We start from the raw sequence: 18,221 nt of genomic DNA, 5'->3' as shown, positions 1-18,221 counted from the left end.
TTTATTGAACTTTTTTTGAATTTTTTCTGAAAATTCTGTTTTGTATATGATATACTACAATTAAATAAAAAGGAAAAGAATATCGCAAACAGAGGGGGATAATCATGAGTTTACTTATCGCACTTATACTAGGGGTTACGTGTGGAGCACTTCCTGTTATTCTAGGAGCTATTATGGAAGAGTTGGAAGTTGGTGTTTTAGGTTTTGTCGCATCTTGTGTAAGCGCTTTATTTTTCGGCTTATTCGGTGCTATTCCTGTTTCAATTCTGTGTGCATTTTATATAGTACGCCATGCTCGTGCAAAGCAATTCGGTCCTAATCACATCGCGCAAGTTATTCCATTCCCAATCGAACGATGCCGCCGGGCTTCTAGCTTATAATTATAAAATTAAAAATAAATAAAAGTCCTCAAATGAGGACTTTTATTTATTTTCTTCTAGAAATTGAAACAATTCTTGTAGGTGCAAGACGTCTTCACTATAGCTAACAGATACGTGACATATACCGTCAATCTCTGCTTGCATATAAAGGTCAACTCCATCTCGATCATATTTCAATGCCAAATAAAAATCCATTTCTTCTAACATCTTTTTTGAAGTTCGAATAACATAATGCCCCTTCTCATCTCTTCCATATTCGAATTCCGGCTCAAAATCATACTTTTGTTTAAAAGCTTCTTTTTGTTTCTCATTAATTTGTATACAAATTGCTCGTTGTACAGTATCAATCATCTCATCAAATTTTTGAAGATCCATCTCATTTACCCCTTTATGTATTTTTTGTATAACACTTGTGTTCCGCTATTCTCTTCCCCATCTTTTATTAACTCTTCATACAATTCCTTCGCCAAACTTAAACCTGGTACTGGTAATTGTAATTTTTCAGCCTCATCTAAAGCTATCTTCATATCTTTCATAAAGTGCTTTACATAAAACCCTGGTTCAAAATCTCCCTTTAACATTCGAGGAGCTAAGTTACTCAATGACCAACTACCTGCTGCTCCCGTTGAAATACTTTCTAATACTTTATCCGGATCTAGTCCAGCTTTTTTTGCATAAGCAACAGCTTCACATACTCCAATCATGTTAGAAGCAATCGCAATTTGATTGCACATTTTTGTATGTTGTCCACTTCCAGCTGGTCCTTGCAACTGAATGTTTGTTCCTAGTTTTTCAAATAACGGTAAACATTTTTCATATATTTCTTTTTCACCACCGACCATAATTGCGAGCCTTGCTTCTTTCGCACCAACGTCTCCTCCAGATACAGGCGCATCTAACGTATATACATTCCTACTTTTACCGGTTTCATTAATACGTTTTGCCAATGTTGGTGTAGATGTCGTGAAATCAATTGCTATCGTACCTTCATTTGCATTCTCCAAAATCCCATCTATCCCAAAGTACACTTCTTCTACATCATGTGGATATCCAACCATAGTCATTACAACATCAACTTGCTTCACTAACTCTTTCGGTGTATCACACCAATTCGCACCATCTTGCACTAAAGAGTCTGTCTTCATTTTCGTTCTATTATATACATATACTTGATAGCCGTCTTGCATTAAATGACGCACCATACTTTTTCCCATTACACCAATACCGATGAAACCTATTGATACATTTTTACGTTCCATTTTCTCATCCCCTTTGTTCTAATAAATCACTTACCATCTTTCGAAACTCATTATTAAAATCATCATCTATACTATTTTTCACATTTGAAAATAATATAACAAAAGTGCCTTTTTCTTTATTAAAATTATTGAAAGTGTTCCAACCAGATAGTACACCATGATTATGAAAATAATCCGGATATATGTAAAAACTATATGCATATTTTCGTTCTGTTGAAGGTGAAAACATCGCTTGTCTACTTTGTTCAGAAAGAAGTTTCCCATTTATAATCGCTTCGTCTAACTTCTTCATATCGCCAACTGTCGTATACATCTCACCGCATCCGTATAACCACTCCATTAACAATTTTTGTGCAGGTTCAAGTACATTCTCTTTCTTTACATATCCTTTAGTAAAATGCTGATCTCCCTGAGCCATATTTCCCATACCAGATTCATGCATTTCTGCTTTAGTAAATATATTTTCTTTTATGTAATCTCCTAAAGGTTTTTTTGATATGCTTTCTATAATATAGGCAAGCACCATATAATTATAATCTGTATATCTCCAACCTGCGCCTGGTGGAAATTCTAACTTTTGACTTCCAATCCAATTTACTAAATTTATACGAGAAGCTGCATTCACTTTCCCTTTTCCGCTTTCTGGTAAACCTGATGTGTGTGTTAACAAATGATATAAGGTGATATTTTTATCTACCGGAAAAGAGGGAATATATTTATTTACATTATCTTGAATATTTAACTTCCCTTGTTCCTGCAGCTGTAAAATAGATGTGGCCACGACTGTTTTCGTAATAGAACCGACACGATATTTTGTTTGAGGCGTATTTTCTATCTTATTTTGAACATCAGCATATCCATATCCTTTATTCAATATAACATGCTCTTTATCTGTTACTAAAACTGTTCCATTAAATTGCTTTCCTATTAAATATTGATCTAACTTTTGAGATATACTAGCATAATCAATTTGTTGTTCTTCTTTTTCTTCTATATTCTCTTGTACTTCTGATTCAATAGTAGGATTCACCTTAGTTGTTAATACAGTGCTTTCCTTTATATTGGGATTATAGAGAAAATAGTATACTCCACCACAAACTACAGCAGACAGCGAAGCCATCGTCATTATTTTTTTTATCATGTTGTTCCTCCATAATTCCTTCGTCCAAAATCCCCCCCACATTCTATTATCAAACAATAAAAAAAAATCGCAACAATTTGTTGCGAAAAATCACTTTTTTTCTTTTCTATATACACACACTTGATTTTTCCCATTTTTTTTCGCTTCATATAATGCGATATCCGCTCGTTGCATTAATTCTTCTCTTGTAATCCCTTGTTCATATAACGCGACTCCAAAACTCGCTGTTAATTTCGAAATTCCGGAGAAATGCTTTGTTTCAATGAAAAATCGTAATGATTCCGCAACCTGAAATGCTTCTTTTTCTACTGTATTCGTTACTAATATAATAAATTCTTCTCCTCCCCACCTTGCAAATACATGTTGCTGCTCCACTTTAGATTTCATAAGCTCTGCAAGCTGAATTAATGCTAAGTCACCAAAATCATGGCCATATGTGTCATTTACTGTTTTAAAATTATCTATGTCAAATAAAATAAGTGCTATTTTTTCATCGTTACGCATTGCATTATCCCATTCTGCCTCTAGTATTTGTTGGAACTTCAAACGATTATAAATCTCTGTTAACGAATCTATCATAGCAAGCCTTTCTTGTTCTTGATAGATTTCATCTAATTCTGTAATCTCTGTACACTTCACAATAAATCTTGATAAATCTTCTGGCAGTGGTGTCGCACGCAATAAAAAAGTTGACACTTCCCCTTCATAATTAGACATCTTAATTCTTCTATCATATGATAATGTATCATCTAACCATGTTATATCATGAGTTGTTGAATAGTATCCGTTTTCTCTAATAAAATGTTCAGCAAATACTAAATGTTGCTCACGATAGGCAAATAAATTTTCATATCCGAAAAACTCTAAAAAATTTGTATTACAATCAACAATCTCATCGTCTTCTACTATAAATAATAGATCATTTTGAAAATCAAACATCGTTTGAAGTAGTTCTTGTTGCAAACTTACTTGCCGCACTAAAGAAAGCTGATACAAACTCTTATTCACTTCCTCTAACACCATTTGTGGAGTCACAGGAGCTATCACAATATTACGTATTCCTAACGTAAGCACCTCTGTAAACTCACTGGTTATCTGTTGATCCCAAATGACAATAAAAGTACTCTGTGGATTATACATATTCTTTATATATTTTATTTGAGAAAAATCTGTTACATACATAATTACAATATGTGGTTTTGTTCTCTGAAACAATAATTCTCCTTCTTCAAAACTATTTGCTATAAACATACATTTTGGATGAATATTTTCTATCGTTTGTTGATGTGTGCATCCATTTTCTATATAAAGGACATTTAACTGAAGATCTTGTAATACATTTTGGAAAACCGTATTCTCTAATAAAAAATGTAGTATGTTCATCACTAGTCTTCACTCACTTCATATATCTTGTTCTACTGCATTCCTCACAAACATTTTATAAAAAGACTGTTCTCTAAATACTTTAATGAGTGAGGGATACATATTAACAAGCTAATTGAGAATGCTCTCTTCGCTTTTTCTCTATAAATTCCTTTTTTAGTGTATGATGATAGGAATTGTATCGTTTGTATGAATGCCCTAGCTTCCTCTTTAAAACTTGACAATTAAAATAAAGATATTATATTCTTAAATTCGACAACTTACAAAATGTAAGTAGAATATATTACATGTATTTTTTTATAATTTGATATGTTACTTGGAGGATATATAATGACAAACGACAACTTTTTTAATGTTCTATACGAACGCACATCTACACGTGCATTCAACCCAGAGAAAGAAATTTCATCTACAGAGTTACACGAGATTTTAAAGGGAGCTGCTCAAGCACCTTCTGCTTGGAACTTGCAGCACTGGAAATTCCTTGTATTCCAAGGTGAAGATGTACAGAAACGATTGCATCCAATTGCTTATAACCAGCAACAAATACTTGATGCTTCTGCTGTAGTCGCTATTTTAGGTGATTTAGAAGCTTATAAAAACGTTGAACCCGTTTATGGTCCAATTGTAGAACAAGGATTTATGAAAGAAGAAGCAAAAGAGCGCTTAGCTAAAAATATTGAGTCTGCATATGCTCGTGAGCAATTCCCAAGAGATGCAGCCTTTTCAAATGCATCTTTAGCAGCAATGCAACTTATGCTTGCGGCTAAAGCAACTGGCTGGGATACTTGTGCTATTGGTGGTTTCAACCCACAAGCACTTACAGAAGAATTCAATGTTTCATCTCGTTACGTACCAATTATGCTTATTACAATTGGTGAATCGACTTTAAAAGGTCATCCTGCACCACGAATGAGCGTAGAACAAGTGAGTGAATGGGCAAAATAATAAAGTGAACCTTTAATCAATGTGAGGGGCTTACTGCCTGTTAATACGGTATAAAAAAGAAACGAAGGTAATTTCATTACCTTCGTTTCTTTTTCTTCTGTCACACACCCGTAATATTACAATGTATTATTCGACATCTATACATAAAAAAATAGTAAATTTTATGCTATCCCCATACACATAAATGGCGTTTCGTGTCGAATTTTGTTAAAGCATTGAAATATAACCGTGTGTTTTTGTTACAATTATGATACAATGATAACAAATAGATAACAAGAGAGGGATTTTCATTGAGTTCATACGGAAGCTTTATCGCACTTTTAAGTTACATAGTAACTGTACTACTGTTATATTTTATTGGCGATGCTACAAACATATCAGTGTTACAATTCCCAAAAGAAGAAACGTTCCAATTAGACGCAGAAAAACATACTGCAAGATCCATTGCACCACTACTCTTAGCTCTCCCTGTATATATCATCGTTTTATATAAAAGTAAAAAAGTGTAAAGCCTACCTATTTCATTCATTTCGGTGGTCTTTACACTTTTTTGTGATATTCCCCCTATTTTAAACATCATTCCGTACTAAACACCCAGCTATTCTTTTAAAATGAGAAAATCCCCCAGAAAAAATTCCACTCTCTGTCCAGTCACTCACTACCGAACTTACATAGATTATAAGTGTGAAGGGGGTGATGAGGATTATGTTTGGATCATTTGGATGCTGTGATAACTTTAGAGACTGTCATCATCATGAAAGAGAGCACAACCATCGTGAGAAAGAGAGAGAAGAAATTAGACCACAACGACCTGCTGTATGTAACGTACTTGCAAATCTTTCTATAGGCACTGAAATTTCACTTCTTAAACTAAAAGGAAATGGAACATTCCGCAATTTAGTTTTTGAGGGGTTCTGTAACGGTATTGCTCTATTCTCTGCATTAAGAAGAGATAACGACAAAGACAACAACAAAGATGATAAGAATGGAAACAATCGTAATGACGATAGATTTGAAGGGATTCTACGTGTTTGCCCAGAAGATGTTATCGCGATTGCTCTTTAAGAGAAGTTTAATCAATAAAATCACCTAAGGTATGTGTAATAAAAAAACCTGAGACCGATTTCAAATCGGCTCAGGTTTTTTACTATTATATACTTTTAACTAATTCAACAACTTCTTCAGCAGTTGACATCATTAATGCTTTTTCTGCTAATGTTTCCATTTCTGCTTTTGACAACTTGCTTAGTTGTGTTCTTGCAGGAAGAATAGATGTTGCACTCATACTGAACTCATCTAAACCTAATCCTAATAATAATGGGATAGCAAGTGAATCTCCCGCCATCTCACCACACATACCAGCCCATTTGCCTTCTTTATGAGCCGCATCAATAACCATTTTTACAAGACGTAAAATAGATGGGTTATATGGTTGGTATAAGTAAGCTACTTGTTCGTTCATACGGTCTGCAGCCATTGTGTATTGGATTAAGTCATTTGTTCCGATAGAGAAGAAATCAACTTCTTTTGCGAATTGATCTGCTAATACTGCTGAAGCTGGGATTTCAACCATCATACCCACTTCAATAGAATCAGAAACAGTTGTACCCGCTTCTACAAGTTTCGCTTTCTCTTCTAATAAGATTGCTTTCGCTTGACGGAACTCATCAAGAGTTGCAATCATTGGGAACATAATTTTTAAGTTACCGTATACGCTAGCACGAAGTAATGCACGAAGTTGTGTACGGAACACATCTTGCTCATCAAGGCATAAGCGAATTGCACGGTATCCTAAGAATGGGTTCATTTCTTTTGGTAAATGTAAGTATGGAAGCTCTTTATCTCCACCGATGTCAAGTGTACGAACAACAACAGGTTGACCTTCTTTTACACCTTCAAGAACTGCTTTATACGCTTCGAACTGCTCTTCTTCTGTTGGAAGATTGTCACGGCCCATGTATAAGAATTCTGTACGGTATAAACCAACGCCTTCTCCGCCATTATCGATAATACCTTGTACATCATTTGGTGTTCCGATATTTGCAACAAGCTCAACGTGATGTCCATCACTTGTTACAGTAGCTTGGTCTTTTAATTTTGCCCATTCAGTTTTTTGCTCTTCAAATTTCGCTTTCTTTTCTTCAAAAGAACGAAGAGTTTCTTCTGATGGATTTACAATTACTTCTCCATCTAAACCGTCGATGATTACGATATCGCCGTTTTGGATTCTCTCCATAACAACTTTCGTACCAACAACTGCAGGAATTTCCATAGAACGAGCCATAATTGCAGAGTGAGATGTACGTCCACCGATATCAGTTGTAAAACCTTTTGCATACTTACGGTTTAACTGAGCTGTATCAGATGGTGTTAAATCTTCAGCAATGATGATTACTTCTTCAGAAATTGTACCAGGGTTTGAGAAGTTAATTCCTAGTAAATGTGCAAGAACGCGTTTTGTTACGTCACGAATGTCCGCAGCACGTTCTTTCATATATTCGTTATCCATGTTTTCAAACATAGAAATAAACATTGATGCAACTTCATCCATTGCAAATTCAGCATTTACTTTTTCACTATTTACTTTATCTTTTACTGGGTTTACTAGTTCTGGATCATTTAACACTAATAAATGTGCTTCAAAGATCGCAGCTTTATCAGCACCCAGCTCAGCAAAAGCATGGTCCTTAATTGCTTCTAATTCAGTTTTTGCTTTCTCAAGCGCAGCGTCTAAGCGTGCAATTTCAGCAGCTTCGTTTGTAATTGATTTCTTTTCGATGTTAAATTCAGGATTCTCAAGTCTGAAAGCCTTTGCAATAGCAATCCCACTTGATGCAGCGATCCCTTGAATGTTAAGAGTCATTATTCTCCTAATCCTTCGTTTTTCATAGTTTCTTCGATAGCTGCTAGTGCTTGAGCTGCATCATCACCATTTGCAGTGATTTTAATTTCTGCGTTTTGTTGAATGCCTAAAGACATAACGCCCATGATTGATTTTAAGTTAACGTTTTTTCCGTTATACTCTAAGTTAATGTCAGAACCAAATTTGCTTGCAGTGTTTACAAGTAGTGTTGCTGGACGAGCATGAATTCCTGAGTCGCTAGTTACTTTAAAGATTTTTTCCATGATAATTTATCTCCTTTAAATTACAGTATTTTTTAGTTGTATAGACGTGAGTACTACATCATCTATTGTATATAATAGGCGATGTTCGGTCAACCACATCGCCTATTATAATTATAAACATTTTGCGTCAAATTCCTACTGAATGTCAATAATAGCGTTTTCGCCCTTCTTAACATTTCCATCTTTTTTCAATTCGACTTGTTGTCCTTGTTGTAAATTCGTAAAGACAATTGGTGTAATGATAGATGGTGCATTTTCTTTTACAAATGCAAGATCTACTTTTAATAATGGTTGTCCTTGTTTCACTTTGTCGCCTTGTGCTACAAGTGCTTCAAAACCTTCACCATTTAATTTTACAGTATCAATACCGAAGTGGATTAAAATTTCTTTTCCACCTTCAGATTGAATACCAATCGCATGCTTTGTAGGGAATACGTTGACGATCTCACCGTTAACTGGAGAAACTACTGTTCCTTCTGTTGGCTCGATTGCAAATCCGTCTCCCATCATTTTTCCTGAGAATACTTGATCAGGTACTTCTGTAATCGGTAAGATTTTCCCTTCAATTGGTGATACGATTGTTTCGTTTTCATCAACTTGTTTAGGAGTTTCTTCTACCTTTACAGGCTCTTCTTTTTCAACATGAGGTGTACGACCTGACATAATATCATGAATTTGTGATTTTAATGTGTCAGATTTCGGTCCAAAAATAGCTTGAATGTTATTTCCAACTTCAAGTACACCAGCTGCTCCAAGCTCTTTTAAGCGATCTTTGTTTACATTCTTTTGTTCGTTAACTTGAACACGTAAACGAGTAATACAAGCGTCTAAAGAAGCAATGTTTTCTTTACCACCAAGTGCTACTAATACTTCACGTGGAAGTTCTCCTGCTTCTGTTTTACCTGCGCCGTCATTCGCATTTGCTACTTCACGACCAGGTGTTTTTAAATTCCATTTACGGATTGCAAAGCGGAATCCGAAGTAGTAAATAACTGCTAGTACAAGACCAACAATAATTACCCACCACCATGCTGTACGGCCTGGCAGTACACCGAATAACATAAAGTCGATTAAACCACCAGAGAATGTCATACCAATTTTAACACCTAAAATTTGCATTGTCATAAATGATAGACCAGCGAATACTGCGTGAATTCCGAATAGTACTGGTGCTACGAATAAGAATGAAAATTCAAGTGGTTCTGTAATACCTGTTAAGAAAGATGTTAATGCAGCAGATCCTAAAATACCAGCTGCTAATTTTTTATTTTCTGGACGTGCTTCATGGTACATTGCTAATGCTGCTGCTGGAAGACCGAACATCATGAACGGATACTTACCAGTTGTAAATGTACCTGCTGTTAATTCTACACCGTCTTTTAACTGTGCCATAAAGATTTTTTGGTCACCACGGATTAATTCGCCAGCTGCATTTGTATACTGACCGAATTCGAACCAGAACGGTGAATAGAAAATATGATGTAATCCAAATGGAATTAATGAACGTTCAATTAAACCGAATATGAATGCTGCTAATGTTCTATTTGCATCAATCATTTGATGTGAGAACGTATTTAAGCCACCTTGAATGTATGGCCAAATGAAACACATGATTATACCTACTACTAAAGAGAATGTTGCAGTTGCGATCGGTACGAAACGCTTACCTGCGAAGAAACCTAAGTATGATGGTAATTCAATGTTGAAGTATTTATTGTAGCAATATGCCGCTACTATACCGACGATAATACCACCAAACACTCCCGTTTGTAGCGTTGGAATTCCTAATACATTTGCATATGCTGGATCTGTAAATCCAATTTTTACTGGGTCTGCTCCAGAACTTGTTACTTTCACTAGCTTATCTACTTCTAAGAACACACTCATCGTTTTGTTCATAATTAAGTAGCCGACGAACGCTGCTAATCCAGCTACTCCGTCTCCACCAGCTAAACCAATTGCTACCCCAACTGCGAATAATAATGCAAGGTTAGCGAAAATAATATCACCAGATTGTTCCATAATTTTTGCTACCATTACGAACCAATCTGCTTTTAAAGCAGGAATAACATCTGTTAACTGTGGATTTTGAAATGCATTACCAAATCCAAGTAAAATACCTGCTGCCGGTAAAATCGCTACTGGAAGCATTAACGCTTTTCCGACTTTTTGAAGAACACCAAAGATCTTCTTAAACATGGAAACCCTTCCTCTCTTATCTATATTGATACCTTCCGACAAACGCCAAAAAGACATGAGGAAAAAAAGATAGAACGATAGCTATACAAAGGGTAGTATATCCCTTTCTCAAGCTTACATTCCTTGCTTTTCTCCACTCATGCCTGATCGAATCAGTAACACGTGTCAAAAATAGGTTTACGTATAAGTTCACTATAATTAAGGCAAACGTTTTCGTTACTTACCTTAATGTGTTTGTCGAAATTTGTATAACTTTGCAATAGTTATTATACATAACTATTGTAAGCGATTCAATGATTTTTTTTAACGTTTTCATTTTAGACAAAAATATATGTCTTTTTACACATGCTCTGCTTTCACTAAGCGCTGCAGGTGCATCGTTAAATATATGCTCTCTGCTTCATACACAGGAAGTTGCAATTCTTTTTGCATGACCTTAACTAGCTTCCAAGCTAAATTATAACAGACGGGATATTCCGCCTTTAATAAATCAGCAAAACTTTGTGATTCCTCTACTTTCTCCCCTTTTTTCACCCGTTCAATAGCATATTGTAAATGACGAATAAGGCGTAAGTAGTGGATACTTTCTTGGTCTAATGTAATTTGTAAGTTTGTCTCAATTAAAGATACAAGATGTGCAATGAGACGGGAGTTTTGATTAACTGAAGATAAATCTGAATTTGTAAGTGAACTGTAAATATGGAGTGCAATAAAACCAATTTCTCCTTCTGGCAATGTAATTTGCAAACGAGAATTTAAAAGGTCTACAACACCTTCAGCAATTTCATATTCCTCTGGATAGAGCATTTTCGTTTCAACTAAAAAAGGATTATCAATTGTAAGTCCTTGTTTTAACCGCTTAATCGCAAAAGAAATATGATCTGTTAAAGCGATATGAATATGTTCATTCAATGGTGATTTTGCTTTTTCTTGAATGTAGAACATAATATCATTCATTAATTCGATTAATTTTTCACTCACATGCGGCACTAACAGTTTGTATTGTTCACGATCACGTTCATTTTTTAAAACAAACATTTTTTCAATTTGTTCTTGCTCCAATATGTCTTTCGCTTTTTTCCCAAATCCAATTCCTTTACCGATCACTACTACTTCCTCATGTTCAGGATGGCTAGCAATGATGACATTATTATTTAAAACTTTTTTAATTTCTAGATAATTACTCATATAACACCACCCTCGTACTTAAATAGCCTGCTTTTATGTTACAGAACATTCTTCTTTGTCGTCAATATAAAACATCTACCATTTCATAAAAATTCGTTTTTTAGACATGTTTATATATGATGCGTATAATGTAAGAGCAACTGTACATAGAAAGGGGATAACAACATGATTAAAATGTTTGTAAGTGATATCGATGGTACAATGATGCAACACGGAGGGTTAATTGACGAACAGGATATTGTAGCACTTCGTAGTCTTGCTGAGCAAAATGTTATTCTTTGTTTCGCTTCTGGCCGACTGGATAATGAAATTGCAGACTTAATGAAAGCTGTAAATACAAATTTCCATCGTATTAGTGTAAATGGTGTTTTCGTGTACACACATGAAAACAAGCAACTATTATCCGCAACATTCGATTCGAGTATTCTACCTGATCTGTTAGCAATGACAAATAAAGATCCTTATTTTCGTTATGTAAGTGATGAGCATAATTATTACATTGAAGAGAAAACACCGTTCATTCATGAGCTTGAACAACAAGTAGCGATGACTTCTGTTGAAGAACCGCATCTATTACAGAAAATTGATGATACAATTTTTCCAAATAAAATCTCTGTCGGTGGAACAAAGGAAAGCTTACAACTCCTTCAGAAAAAAATTGATGAACAATTCCACGGAAAAGTTAGTACATTCATTTCAGCAGAACAATGTTTAGATGTAATGCCACCTAATATTAGTAAAGGGGCTGCTATTTCTGTTTTATTAAAAGAGTTTCAACTACAACCAGAGGAAGTTGCTTGCATAGGGGATTCTTATAATGATATCCCGATGTTTTCTTTAACTCCTCACAGTTTTGCTATGTCTCAAGCAGATGACGCAGTAAAAGAACACGCTCACTATGTAGTAAATACAGTTAAAGATGCTGTTAACCACGTAATTGCTCATAATAAAAATACGACTCACTCCTTATAAGGATGAGTCGTATTTTTTCTTTACATGTTAAACAATTTGACATTAACTGTACTTCACAAACTGAAATATATTATTTGTTACGTGCGATGTTTGTAATAAACTTATAACGATCCCCACGATAAATACATTTCACATACTCTAACGGTACTTCACCTTCTGAATATGACCATTGACGCATTACAAGCACTGGCGCCTTTTTAGGAATATGCAGATGTTCAGCTTCATTATCCGTTGCAATTGAAGCTTCAATTGATTGAGTAGCGCTAACAAGTTTAAAGCCCAGTTTTTTCTCTAAATGTTCATATAAAGATTGTTGCAATATTTCTTCGTTAATATCTTTTACAAGAGCTGGCGACAAATATGTCGTCTCAAAAGCAATCGGTTCATCATCAGCTAAACGTATACGCCTCACTTCATAAACCGACTCTCCCTCCTGTATTCTCAACCGGTCTGCTATTTTCGCAGTAGCTGGAACTAGGCGGAAACTAAGTAATTGACTACTTGGGTTCATCCCACGAGAAATCATATCTTCTGTGAATCCCGTCATTCCTTGCAATTTTTGTTCCACTTTCGGAAGTTGGACAAACGTACCGATTCCACGTTTCCGATATAAATAACCTTGTTCCACTAAATTATTAATCGCCTGTCTGATTGTCATACGACTTACTTCGAACTTATCGCAAAGTTCATTCTCAGATGGGATTTTATCTCCCGGCTTCCATTCGCCGTCCTCAATTAGCTGTTTCACCCACTCTTGAATCTGATAATAGATCGGAAATGGTGAATACTTGTCGATGTTCATCAGCAATCGCCTCACTGCATAAAGATAGAGCTTCTTGATCAGCGATTACGGTTACATTCGGATGACGTTGTAAAACTGTAGCAGGACACGCTTCGCTATATTCACCTTGCAATAATTCTTTCACAGCTTCTGCCTTTTTAGAACCCATAGCAACAAGTAGAATTTGTTTCGCTTTCATAATGCTTCCAATTCCCATTGTAATCGCATGCGTTGGCACATCTTCTTCTTTTTCGAAGAAGCGAAGGTTTGCTTGGCGTGTAGACTCTGTTAATTCAACAATGTTTGTTGGAGAATTAAACAGTGTTCCTGGTTCATTAAATCCGATGTGACCGTTTTCACCGATTCCAAGAATCTGTAGGTCAACTGGGTTAGCAGCTAGAATGCCCTCGTAACGTTTGCACTCTTCCTCTAAATCACTTGCCATCCCGTTTGGTACATAAGTTTGTTTAAATGGAAGATGATCAAACAACTGTTCTTGCATGAAATAGTGATAGCTGTTTTTATCTTCATGTGGTAAATTTACGTACTCATCTAAGTTTACAGTGGTTACACGGCTTGTATCAAGTTTATTTTTTCGCATTTCTGCATAAATACCTAATGGAGAGCTTCCTGTAGCCATTCCTAATGTTGGATTTTCTTTTGTTTTTACAACTTCTTCAATTAATTTATATCCTGCTTCTGCTAGTTCTTCTGGAGTTTTTACAACAAGAATATTCATTTAATTACTTCCCTTCCTTCATATGAATTCCTAAACGAACCGTATCATATACATGTAAATCTTCATTCATCACAACAAAGTCTGCATCTTTTCCTACCGCTAATGCACCTTTATGATTTAATCCAAACTCTTCTGCTTGGTTAACTGATGTCATCAGTACTGCATCTTCGATTGAACAACCTGTAAATTCAATTACATTTCGGAAAGCTTGATCCATTTTTAGAATACTACCAGCTAACGTTCCATCTCCTAATCGAGCACTACCATCCTTTACATGTACTGGCTGTCCGCCAAGCTCATATAATCCATCTTCAAGACCTTTTGCACGCATTGCGTCAGTAATAACACTTACTTTTTTCGGTCCTTTTAATTTATATGCTAATTTCACCATATCAGGGTGAATATGAATACCATCTGTAATTACTTCAACCATTACATCTGGATTTAATAACACATGACCAACAACTCCTGGTTCTCGATGATGTAATCCACGCATTTGATTGTATAAATGCGTTGCATGTGTAATGTTTCTATTTTTTAGTTGCGCATCAATTGCATCTGTATGCCCCATTGTGCCAACAACACCAGTTTCAGCAAGATACTGCTCAAACTCTAACGCACCTTCTTCTTCAGGTGCATATGTTACTAATTTAATTAGATTCCCGCTTGCTTCCTGCCATTGTTTAAATTGTTCAATATTCGCAGGAACAATATGTTCAAGTGGTTGTGCACCTGCACGTTTTTTTGAAACATACGGTCCTTCTAAGTGAATATATTCGAAATGTGCTCCTTTTTCTTTTGCTTCCTTCGCAGCATGTAGTGCCGCTTCGATTGCTTCTGGAGCTTGTGTCATTGTTGTTGGAAAGTAAGTTGTAACTCCTTCTTTTAACATTTCTTTACCTAGAGTTACTAATCCATCGCTATTTGCATCCATCGCATCAATATCGTATCCACCATGAATATGAACATCAATCATACCTGGAATCACAATCTTCCCTGCTGCATCTAAAACCGCTTCATTTTCTTGTGATACATATTGAGCCATCAAACCAATTTCTTTAATTGTTTCTGCGTAACGAATAAATCCGTTTTCCACTACTTCTTGACCTGTATAAATTTTGGCATTGATGACAACTTGCGTTTTCATTTTCATCGATCCTTTCCCATGAAATACCTACTTGTTATTATTACCTTATTCGCCTAATTCCATCTTAATATATGCACGAGTAGTTGTCTATACATTCGAATGAAATTTCCTCTTTGTTTAACAAAAAGGAAACTTAGTACGTCTCTTGCAATTATAATATATGTTATTCAGTTTTCCAAAAAGGGAGAATATCCCCTATCATATTACTCACTTAAGTAATGGCATTAATCCACTAGAGCCTATTGTAATATGCTCGCCGTCTGTTTCCATTTCTACTGTACGTTTGTTTGTTCCATATATCATTATACCATGCTGTTTTAAGCGTCTCACTACACTTTGATGCGGATGTCCATACGGATTTCTGCTTCCATATGAAAGAATTGCAAACTGCGGTTCTACTTTCTTTATAAACATTTCACTTGTTGAAGTATAGGAGCCATGATGTCCCACCTTTAACACATCTGCATGTACATCAAATTGCTTTAATATTTCAGTTTCCGTCCGCACATCAGCATCACCCATTAGTAAAAAATCCGCTTTTCCGTATCGTACCTTTAACACAATTGAAGATTCATTATTTTCATCTTTTGATTTCCCATTGTTTAATACTTGTATGGAAACATGCGGATCTAGCGGTATGTATTGTCCCTCTTTTACTGAAACGAAAGGAATTCCTCTTTTTTTAATATGATTCCGGTATGTGTGATACGTAAAAGAACTATATGTTTTTCCACTATCTAATATAAGTGCTACCGGCATTTGCTCTACAATCGGAATGAGTCCTCCAATGTGATCCATATCAGGATGCGTACTGACGATAGCATCTAAATGGTTAATCCCTTTTTCGATTAGTTTTTGAATGATAACCTCACCTGCTTCATAAGGTCCCCCGTCAATTAACATCGTTTGTCCATTTGGCAATGTAATAAGTGTCGCATCACCTTGCCCAACTTTTAAAAAACTCACTTTCATTTTACCAAAATGTTGCCGCTGCATATGTAAAGGAGACGCGGTATGAATAGACATCATATATCTTTTAGCCGATGCACTATTTAAAGAAAAGCATAACAAAACAGAAACTAACAATAAAATACTTCGCATACTTCTCATAACTCGTCTCCTTTTTTCAATTAGTATGGCACGGTATATAATTGATATACAAAAAAAGCTTAGCAAAATGCTAAGCTTTTATTTCGATATCTCCTGTAAAGAACCAAAGAATAAATCTGCTTCATTCATTTGTTCATTCTCTTCAGAAAGTGCCGGTAAATCATCTAATGTTTTCAATCCAAATGTATCCAAAAATTCTTTCGTTGTTCCATATAAAATAGGACGCCCTGGACCTTCTGCTCTTCCCATTTCTTTTATAAGTAAGTGTGAAACTAACGTTTGTAACGCCTTATCGGTTTTCACCCCTCTAATCTCTTCCATTTCAGTCCTTGTAATAGGTTGACGATATGCCACAATCGCTAACGTTTCTAAAGCAGCCTGAGAAAGTGAAGCAGCTGTTGGGATATCTATTAATTTTTGATAGTACGAAGCATGTTCTTTCTTTGTAGCAAAACGATATACTTTTGCATACTGTACAATTTGCAAACCGCGGTGTGCACCTTCACATTCTTTTTGCATTTCTTCTAAAATATCGATTACTTCATTTCCTTCAATTTCAAGCACTTTCGCTATTTGTTCTGGATAAATCCCTTCATCACCAGAAACAAATAAAAGCCCTTCAATGATTGATTTCTGTTCTCTTCTATCCATTTTACGAGCTCCTCCCTCCAATTTTCTCCATAAAAATACACATCAAAAAACCGAATCACAATCAATGCGTTCGGTTCAATATTTTTTCTCTTGTTCCAAACGATACATTCAAACCTAGCATGAGATATATTATTTCCATCCCATTTTCCATACTAACTCTATGCAGATTTAGTAGAGCTTGATACGAAAATTTCATCAAAATTATGTTCCTGTTCAATTATGATTTGTTGATTTTTCATAAGCTCAAGAACCGCTAAAAATGTTACAACCATTATTTCCCGTTCATCATCAACAAACAAATCATAAAAACTTTGACGACCACCTTGTATTTCTAACTGTTTTAAAATATCAATCATGCGCTTTTCAATTGGTATTTCTTGACGAGTAATACGTGTTGTTACAGGTTTTTTTGCTTTTTTACGGCGCATTAATTTTTGAAATGCCGCTAGCATATCATATAACGTAACATCAAGAGGCAAGTTTGTCTCCTCTTCTTGTTGCAACGATGTAAAATCAATTGGCGGACGTGTATATAGCTGTGCTCTTTCTTGTTCTCTTTCTTTTAGCTCAGTAGCAACTTGCTTATATTTCTTATATTCAATTAACCTCTCCATCAATTCTTGACGAGGATCATCTATAAAGTCATCACCGTTATCAAGTACATCTTCTTCATGTTTCGGCAACAACATTTTACTTTTAATTTGTAATAAAGTCGCAGCCATTACTAAATACTCACTTGCAACATCTAATTGTAGTTCTTTCATCGTATGAACATAAGATAAATATTGCTCTGTAATTTCCGCTACAGGAATATTATATATGTCAATTTCATAACGATGTATTAAATGTAACAATAAATCTAAAGGCCCTTCAAAAGCCTCTACTTTAAAATTATACTGCACAAAGCATCCCACCACATTTTTTCTATAACAACATAAGTATAGAGCATACTCATGTTCTATCCAACCTTTTTAAGAAATTTAATTAAAAATAGACCTATGCCTATGTCATCATGCCCACCGCTTCATATGATAACAGTGTAGTAAGAACAATGTAGGAGGTCAAAAAACTATGGGTCACGTTGATTGCGGTTTTAGCGGTGGGTTCGCATTACTTGTTGTATTGTTTATTTTACTAATTATTGTAGGGGCAGCTTGCTTCTGCTAATATGAACAATAACGGCTAGGGAAAATTCCC

At 35.3% G+C, this 18,221-nt stretch carries 20 protein-coding genes; 6 read left to right on the top strand and 14 right to left on the bottom strand.

Features of this window, described 5'->3' with window-relative positions; all coding sequences use genetic code 11:
* Positions 1-104: 104 nt before the first annotated feature.
* Positions 105-380, top strand: coding sequence for a hypothetical protein (locus tag AC1Q8N_RS11215; protein ID WP_000054671.1), 276 nt, complete (start codon positions 105-107; stop codon positions 378-380).
* 42 nt (positions 381-422) lie between these two features.
* On the opposite strand, the gene AC1Q8N_RS11210 is transcribed toward AC1Q8N_RS11215, so the two are convergent.
* The 4 genes from AC1Q8N_RS11210 to AC1Q8N_RS11195 form a co-directional block, all read right to left on the bottom strand.
* On the bottom strand, positions 423-755 hold the full coding sequence (locus AC1Q8N_RS11210; protein ID WP_064474902.1) for a DUF3909 family protein: 333 nt from the start codon (positions 753-755) through the stop codon (positions 423-425).
* 5 nt (positions 756-760) lie between these two features.
* Positions 761-1,639 (bottom strand): NAD(P)-dependent oxidoreductase, encoded by an 879-nt coding sequence (locus AC1Q8N_RS11205; protein ID WP_000440180.1) that lies wholly within the window; start codon positions 1,637-1,639, stop codon positions 761-763.
* 4 nt (positions 1,640-1,643) lie between these two features.
* Positions 1,644-2,780: a serine hydrolase gene (locus AC1Q8N_RS11200; protein ID WP_000591954.1), complete on the bottom strand. Its 1,137-nt coding sequence runs from the start codon at positions 2,778-2,780 to the stop codon at positions 1,644-1,646.
* A 90-nt stretch (positions 2,781-2,870) separates the two neighbouring features.
* The gene (locus AC1Q8N_RS11195) at positions 2,871-4,163 is read right to left on the bottom strand and encodes a GGDEF domain-containing protein (protein WP_001023200.1); all 1,293 of its coding nucleotides are present in this window, start codon (positions 4,161-4,163) and stop codon (positions 2,871-2,873) included.
* Between the two features lie 330 nt (positions 4,164-4,493).
* Between AC1Q8N_RS11195 and AC1Q8N_RS11190 the strand changes: the two genes are divergently transcribed.
* From AC1Q8N_RS11190 to AC1Q8N_RS11180, 3 genes are all read left to right on the top strand, one after another.
* Positions 4,494-5,111, top strand: coding sequence for a nitroreductase family protein (locus tag AC1Q8N_RS11190; RefSeq protein WP_000180385.1), 618 nt, complete (start codon positions 4,494-4,496; stop codon positions 5,109-5,111).
* 290 nt (positions 5,112-5,401) lie between these two features.
* Complete coding sequence (locus tag AC1Q8N_RS11185) at positions 5,402-5,620, top strand: hypothetical protein (RefSeq protein ID WP_000100492.1); 219 nt, start codon at positions 5,402-5,404, stop codon at positions 5,618-5,620.
* Positions 5,621-5,816: 196 nt separating this feature from the next.
* Positions 5,817-6,176, top strand: coding sequence for a DUF3915 family protein (locus AC1Q8N_RS11180; protein WP_000468021.1), 360 nt, complete (start codon positions 5,817-5,819; stop codon positions 6,174-6,176).
* Between the two features lie 85 nt (positions 6,177-6,261).
* On the opposite strand, the gene ptsP is transcribed toward AC1Q8N_RS11180, so the two are convergent.
* The 4 genes from ptsP to glcT all read right to left on the bottom strand — a co-directional run bounded on the left by ptsP (position 6,262) and on the right by glcT (position 11,624).
* Complete coding sequence (gene ptsP / locus AC1Q8N_RS11175; protein ID WP_098076558.1) at positions 6,262-7,974, bottom strand: phosphoenolpyruvate--protein phosphotransferase; 1,713 nt, start codon at positions 7,972-7,974, stop codon at positions 6,262-6,264.
* Positions 7,974-8,237 (bottom strand): phosphocarrier protein HPr, encoded by a 264-nt coding sequence (gene ptsH / locus AC1Q8N_RS11170; RefSeq protein WP_000411080.1) that lies wholly within the window; start codon positions 8,235-8,237, stop codon positions 7,974-7,976. The genes ptsP and ptsH overlap by 1 nt, the downstream gene beginning before the upstream one ends.
* 135 nt (positions 8,238-8,372) lie before the next feature.
* Positions 8,373-10,436 carry a PTS glucose transporter subunit IIABC gene (gene ptsG, locus AC1Q8N_RS11165; protein ID WP_098076561.1) on the bottom strand — a complete coding sequence of 688 codons (2,064 nt, stop codon included), beginning with the start codon at positions 10,434-10,436 and terminating at the stop codon, positions 8,373-8,375.
* Between the two features lie 339 nt (positions 10,437-10,775).
* On the bottom strand, positions 10,776-11,624 hold the full coding sequence (gene glcT / locus AC1Q8N_RS11160; RefSeq protein WP_048546230.1) for a glucose PTS transporter transcription antiterminator GlcT: 849 nt from the start codon (positions 11,622-11,624) through the stop codon (positions 10,776-10,778).
* Positions 11,625-11,789: 165 nt separating this feature from the next.
* Between glcT and AC1Q8N_RS11155 the strand changes: the two genes are divergently transcribed.
* On the top strand, positions 11,790-12,596 hold the full coding sequence (locus AC1Q8N_RS11155; protein WP_048546232.1) for a Cof-type HAD-IIB family hydrolase: 807 nt from the start codon (positions 11,790-11,792) through the stop codon (positions 12,594-12,596).
* Between the two features lie 70 nt (positions 12,597-12,666).
* Here AC1Q8N_RS11155 and phnF read toward each other — a convergent pair whose 3' ends face one another.
* From phnF to AC1Q8N_RS11125, 6 genes are all read right to left on the bottom strand, one after another.
* Complete coding sequence (gene phnF / locus AC1Q8N_RS11150; RefSeq protein WP_002194085.1) at positions 12,667-13,398, bottom strand: phosphonate metabolism transcriptional regulator PhnF; 732 nt, start codon at positions 13,396-13,398, stop codon at positions 12,667-12,669.
* On the bottom strand, positions 13,328-14,116 hold the full coding sequence (gene nagB / locus AC1Q8N_RS11145; RefSeq protein ID WP_001024205.1) for a glucosamine-6-phosphate deaminase: 789 nt from the start codon (positions 14,114-14,116) through the stop codon (positions 13,328-13,330). Before nagB ends, phnF begins: the two co-directional genes overlap by 71 nt.
* A 4-nt stretch (positions 14,117-14,120) precedes the next feature.
* Entirely contained in the window at positions 14,121-15,263 is a 1,143-nt protein-coding gene (gene nagA, locus AC1Q8N_RS11140; RefSeq protein WP_493521200.1) for an N-acetylglucosamine-6-phosphate deacetylase, read from the bottom strand.
* Between the two features lie 207 nt (positions 15,264-15,470).
* Positions 15,471-16,373: a ComEC/Rec2 family competence protein gene (locus AC1Q8N_RS11135; RefSeq protein WP_064474898.1), complete on the bottom strand. Its 903-nt coding sequence runs from the start codon at positions 16,371-16,373 to the stop codon at positions 15,471-15,473.
* Between the two features lie 78 nt (positions 16,374-16,451).
* A complete protein-coding gene (gene scpB / locus AC1Q8N_RS11130) occupies positions 16,452-17,024 on the bottom strand; it encodes a segregation/condensation protein ScpB (RefSeq protein WP_060488364.1) in 573 nt (190 codons plus the stop codon).
* Between the two features lie 158 nt (positions 17,025-17,182).
* A complete protein-coding gene (locus AC1Q8N_RS11125) occupies positions 17,183-17,926 on the bottom strand; it encodes a segregation/condensation protein A (RefSeq protein WP_001199757.1) in 744 nt (247 codons plus the stop codon).
* 169 nt (positions 17,927-18,095) lie between these two features.
* Between AC1Q8N_RS11125 and AC1Q8N_RS11120 the strand changes: the two genes are divergently transcribed.
* Entirely contained in the window at positions 18,096-18,191 is a 96-nt protein-coding gene (locus AC1Q8N_RS11120; RefSeq protein WP_000510194.1) for a YjcZ family sporulation protein, read from the top strand.
* The last annotated feature ends 30 nt before the right edge of the window (positions 18,192-18,221 follow it).

This window comes from Bacillus sp. GW823-FHT06B01, from assembly GCF_058952315.1.
Note: the sequence above shows the minus strand (reverse complement) of the source record. Positions and strands in the feature narration are given on the sequence as shown.

What these genes read in the sequence shown, in the direction of transcription:
- AC1Q8N_RS11215 (WP_000054671.1), top strand. Translation starts at nt 105, where the DNA reads ATGAGTTTACTTATCGCACTTATACTAGGGGTTACGTGTGGAGCACTT.
- AC1Q8N_RS11210 (WP_064474902.1), bottom strand. Translation starts at nt 755, where the DNA reads ATGGATCTTCAAAAATTTGATGAGATGATTGATACTGTACAACGAGCA.
- AC1Q8N_RS11205 (WP_000440180.1), bottom strand. Translation starts at nt 1,639, where the DNA reads ATGGAACGTAAAAATGTATCAATAGGTTTCATCGGTATTGGTGTAATG.
- AC1Q8N_RS11200 (WP_000591954.1), bottom strand. Translation starts at nt 2,780, where the DNA reads ATGATAAAAAAAATAATGACGATGGCTTCGCTGTCTGCTGTAGTTTGT.
- AC1Q8N_RS11195 (WP_001023200.1), bottom strand. Translation starts at nt 4,163, where the DNA reads ATGAACATACTACATTTTTTATTAGAGAATACGGTTTTCCAAAATGTA.
- AC1Q8N_RS11190 (WP_000180385.1), top strand. Translation starts at nt 4,494, where the DNA reads ATGACAAACGACAACTTTTTTAATGTTCTATACGAACGCACATCTACA.
- AC1Q8N_RS11180 (WP_000468021.1), top strand. Translation starts at nt 5,817, where the DNA reads ATGTTTGGATCATTTGGATGCTGTGATAACTTTAGAGACTGTCATCAT.
- ptsP (WP_098076558.1), bottom strand. Translation starts at nt 7,974, where the DNA reads ATGACTCTTAACATTCAAGGGATCGCTGCATCAAGTGGGATTGCTATT.
- ptsH (WP_000411080.1), bottom strand. Translation starts at nt 8,237, where the DNA reads ATGGAAAAAATCTTTAAAGTAACTAGCGACTCAGGAATTCATGCTCGT.
- ptsG (WP_098076561.1), bottom strand. Translation starts at nt 10,436, where the DNA reads ATGTTTAAGAAGATCTTTGGTGTTCTTCAAAAAGTCGGAAAAGCGTTA.
- glcT (WP_048546230.1), bottom strand. Translation starts at nt 11,624, where the DNA reads ATGAGTAATTATCTAGAAATTAAAAAAGTTTTAAATAATAATGTCATC.
- AC1Q8N_RS11155 (WP_048546232.1), top strand. Translation starts at nt 11,790, where the DNA reads ATGATTAAAATGTTTGTAAGTGATATCGATGGTACAATGATGCAACAC.
- phnF (WP_002194085.1), bottom strand. Translation starts at nt 13,398, where the DNA reads ATGAACATCGACAAGTATTCACCATTTCCGATCTATTATCAGATTCAA.
- nagB (WP_001024205.1), bottom strand. Translation starts at nt 14,116, where the DNA reads ATGAATATTCTTGTTGTAAAAACTCCAGAAGAACTAGCAGAAGCAGGA.
- nagA (WP_493521200.1), bottom strand. Translation starts at nt 15,263, where the DNA reads ATGAAAACGCAAGTTGTCATCAATGCCAAAATTTATACAGGTCAAGAA.
- AC1Q8N_RS11135 (WP_064474898.1), bottom strand. Translation starts at nt 16,373, where the DNA reads ATGAGAAGTATGCGAAGTATTTTATTGTTAGTTTCTGTTTTGTTATGC.
- scpB (WP_060488364.1), bottom strand. Translation starts at nt 17,024, where the DNA reads ATGGATAGAAGAGAACAGAAATCAATCATTGAAGGGCTTTTATTTGTT.
- AC1Q8N_RS11120 (WP_000510194.1), top strand. Translation starts at nt 18,096, where the DNA reads ATGGGTCACGTTGATTGCGGTTTTAGCGGTGGGTTCGCATTACTTGTT.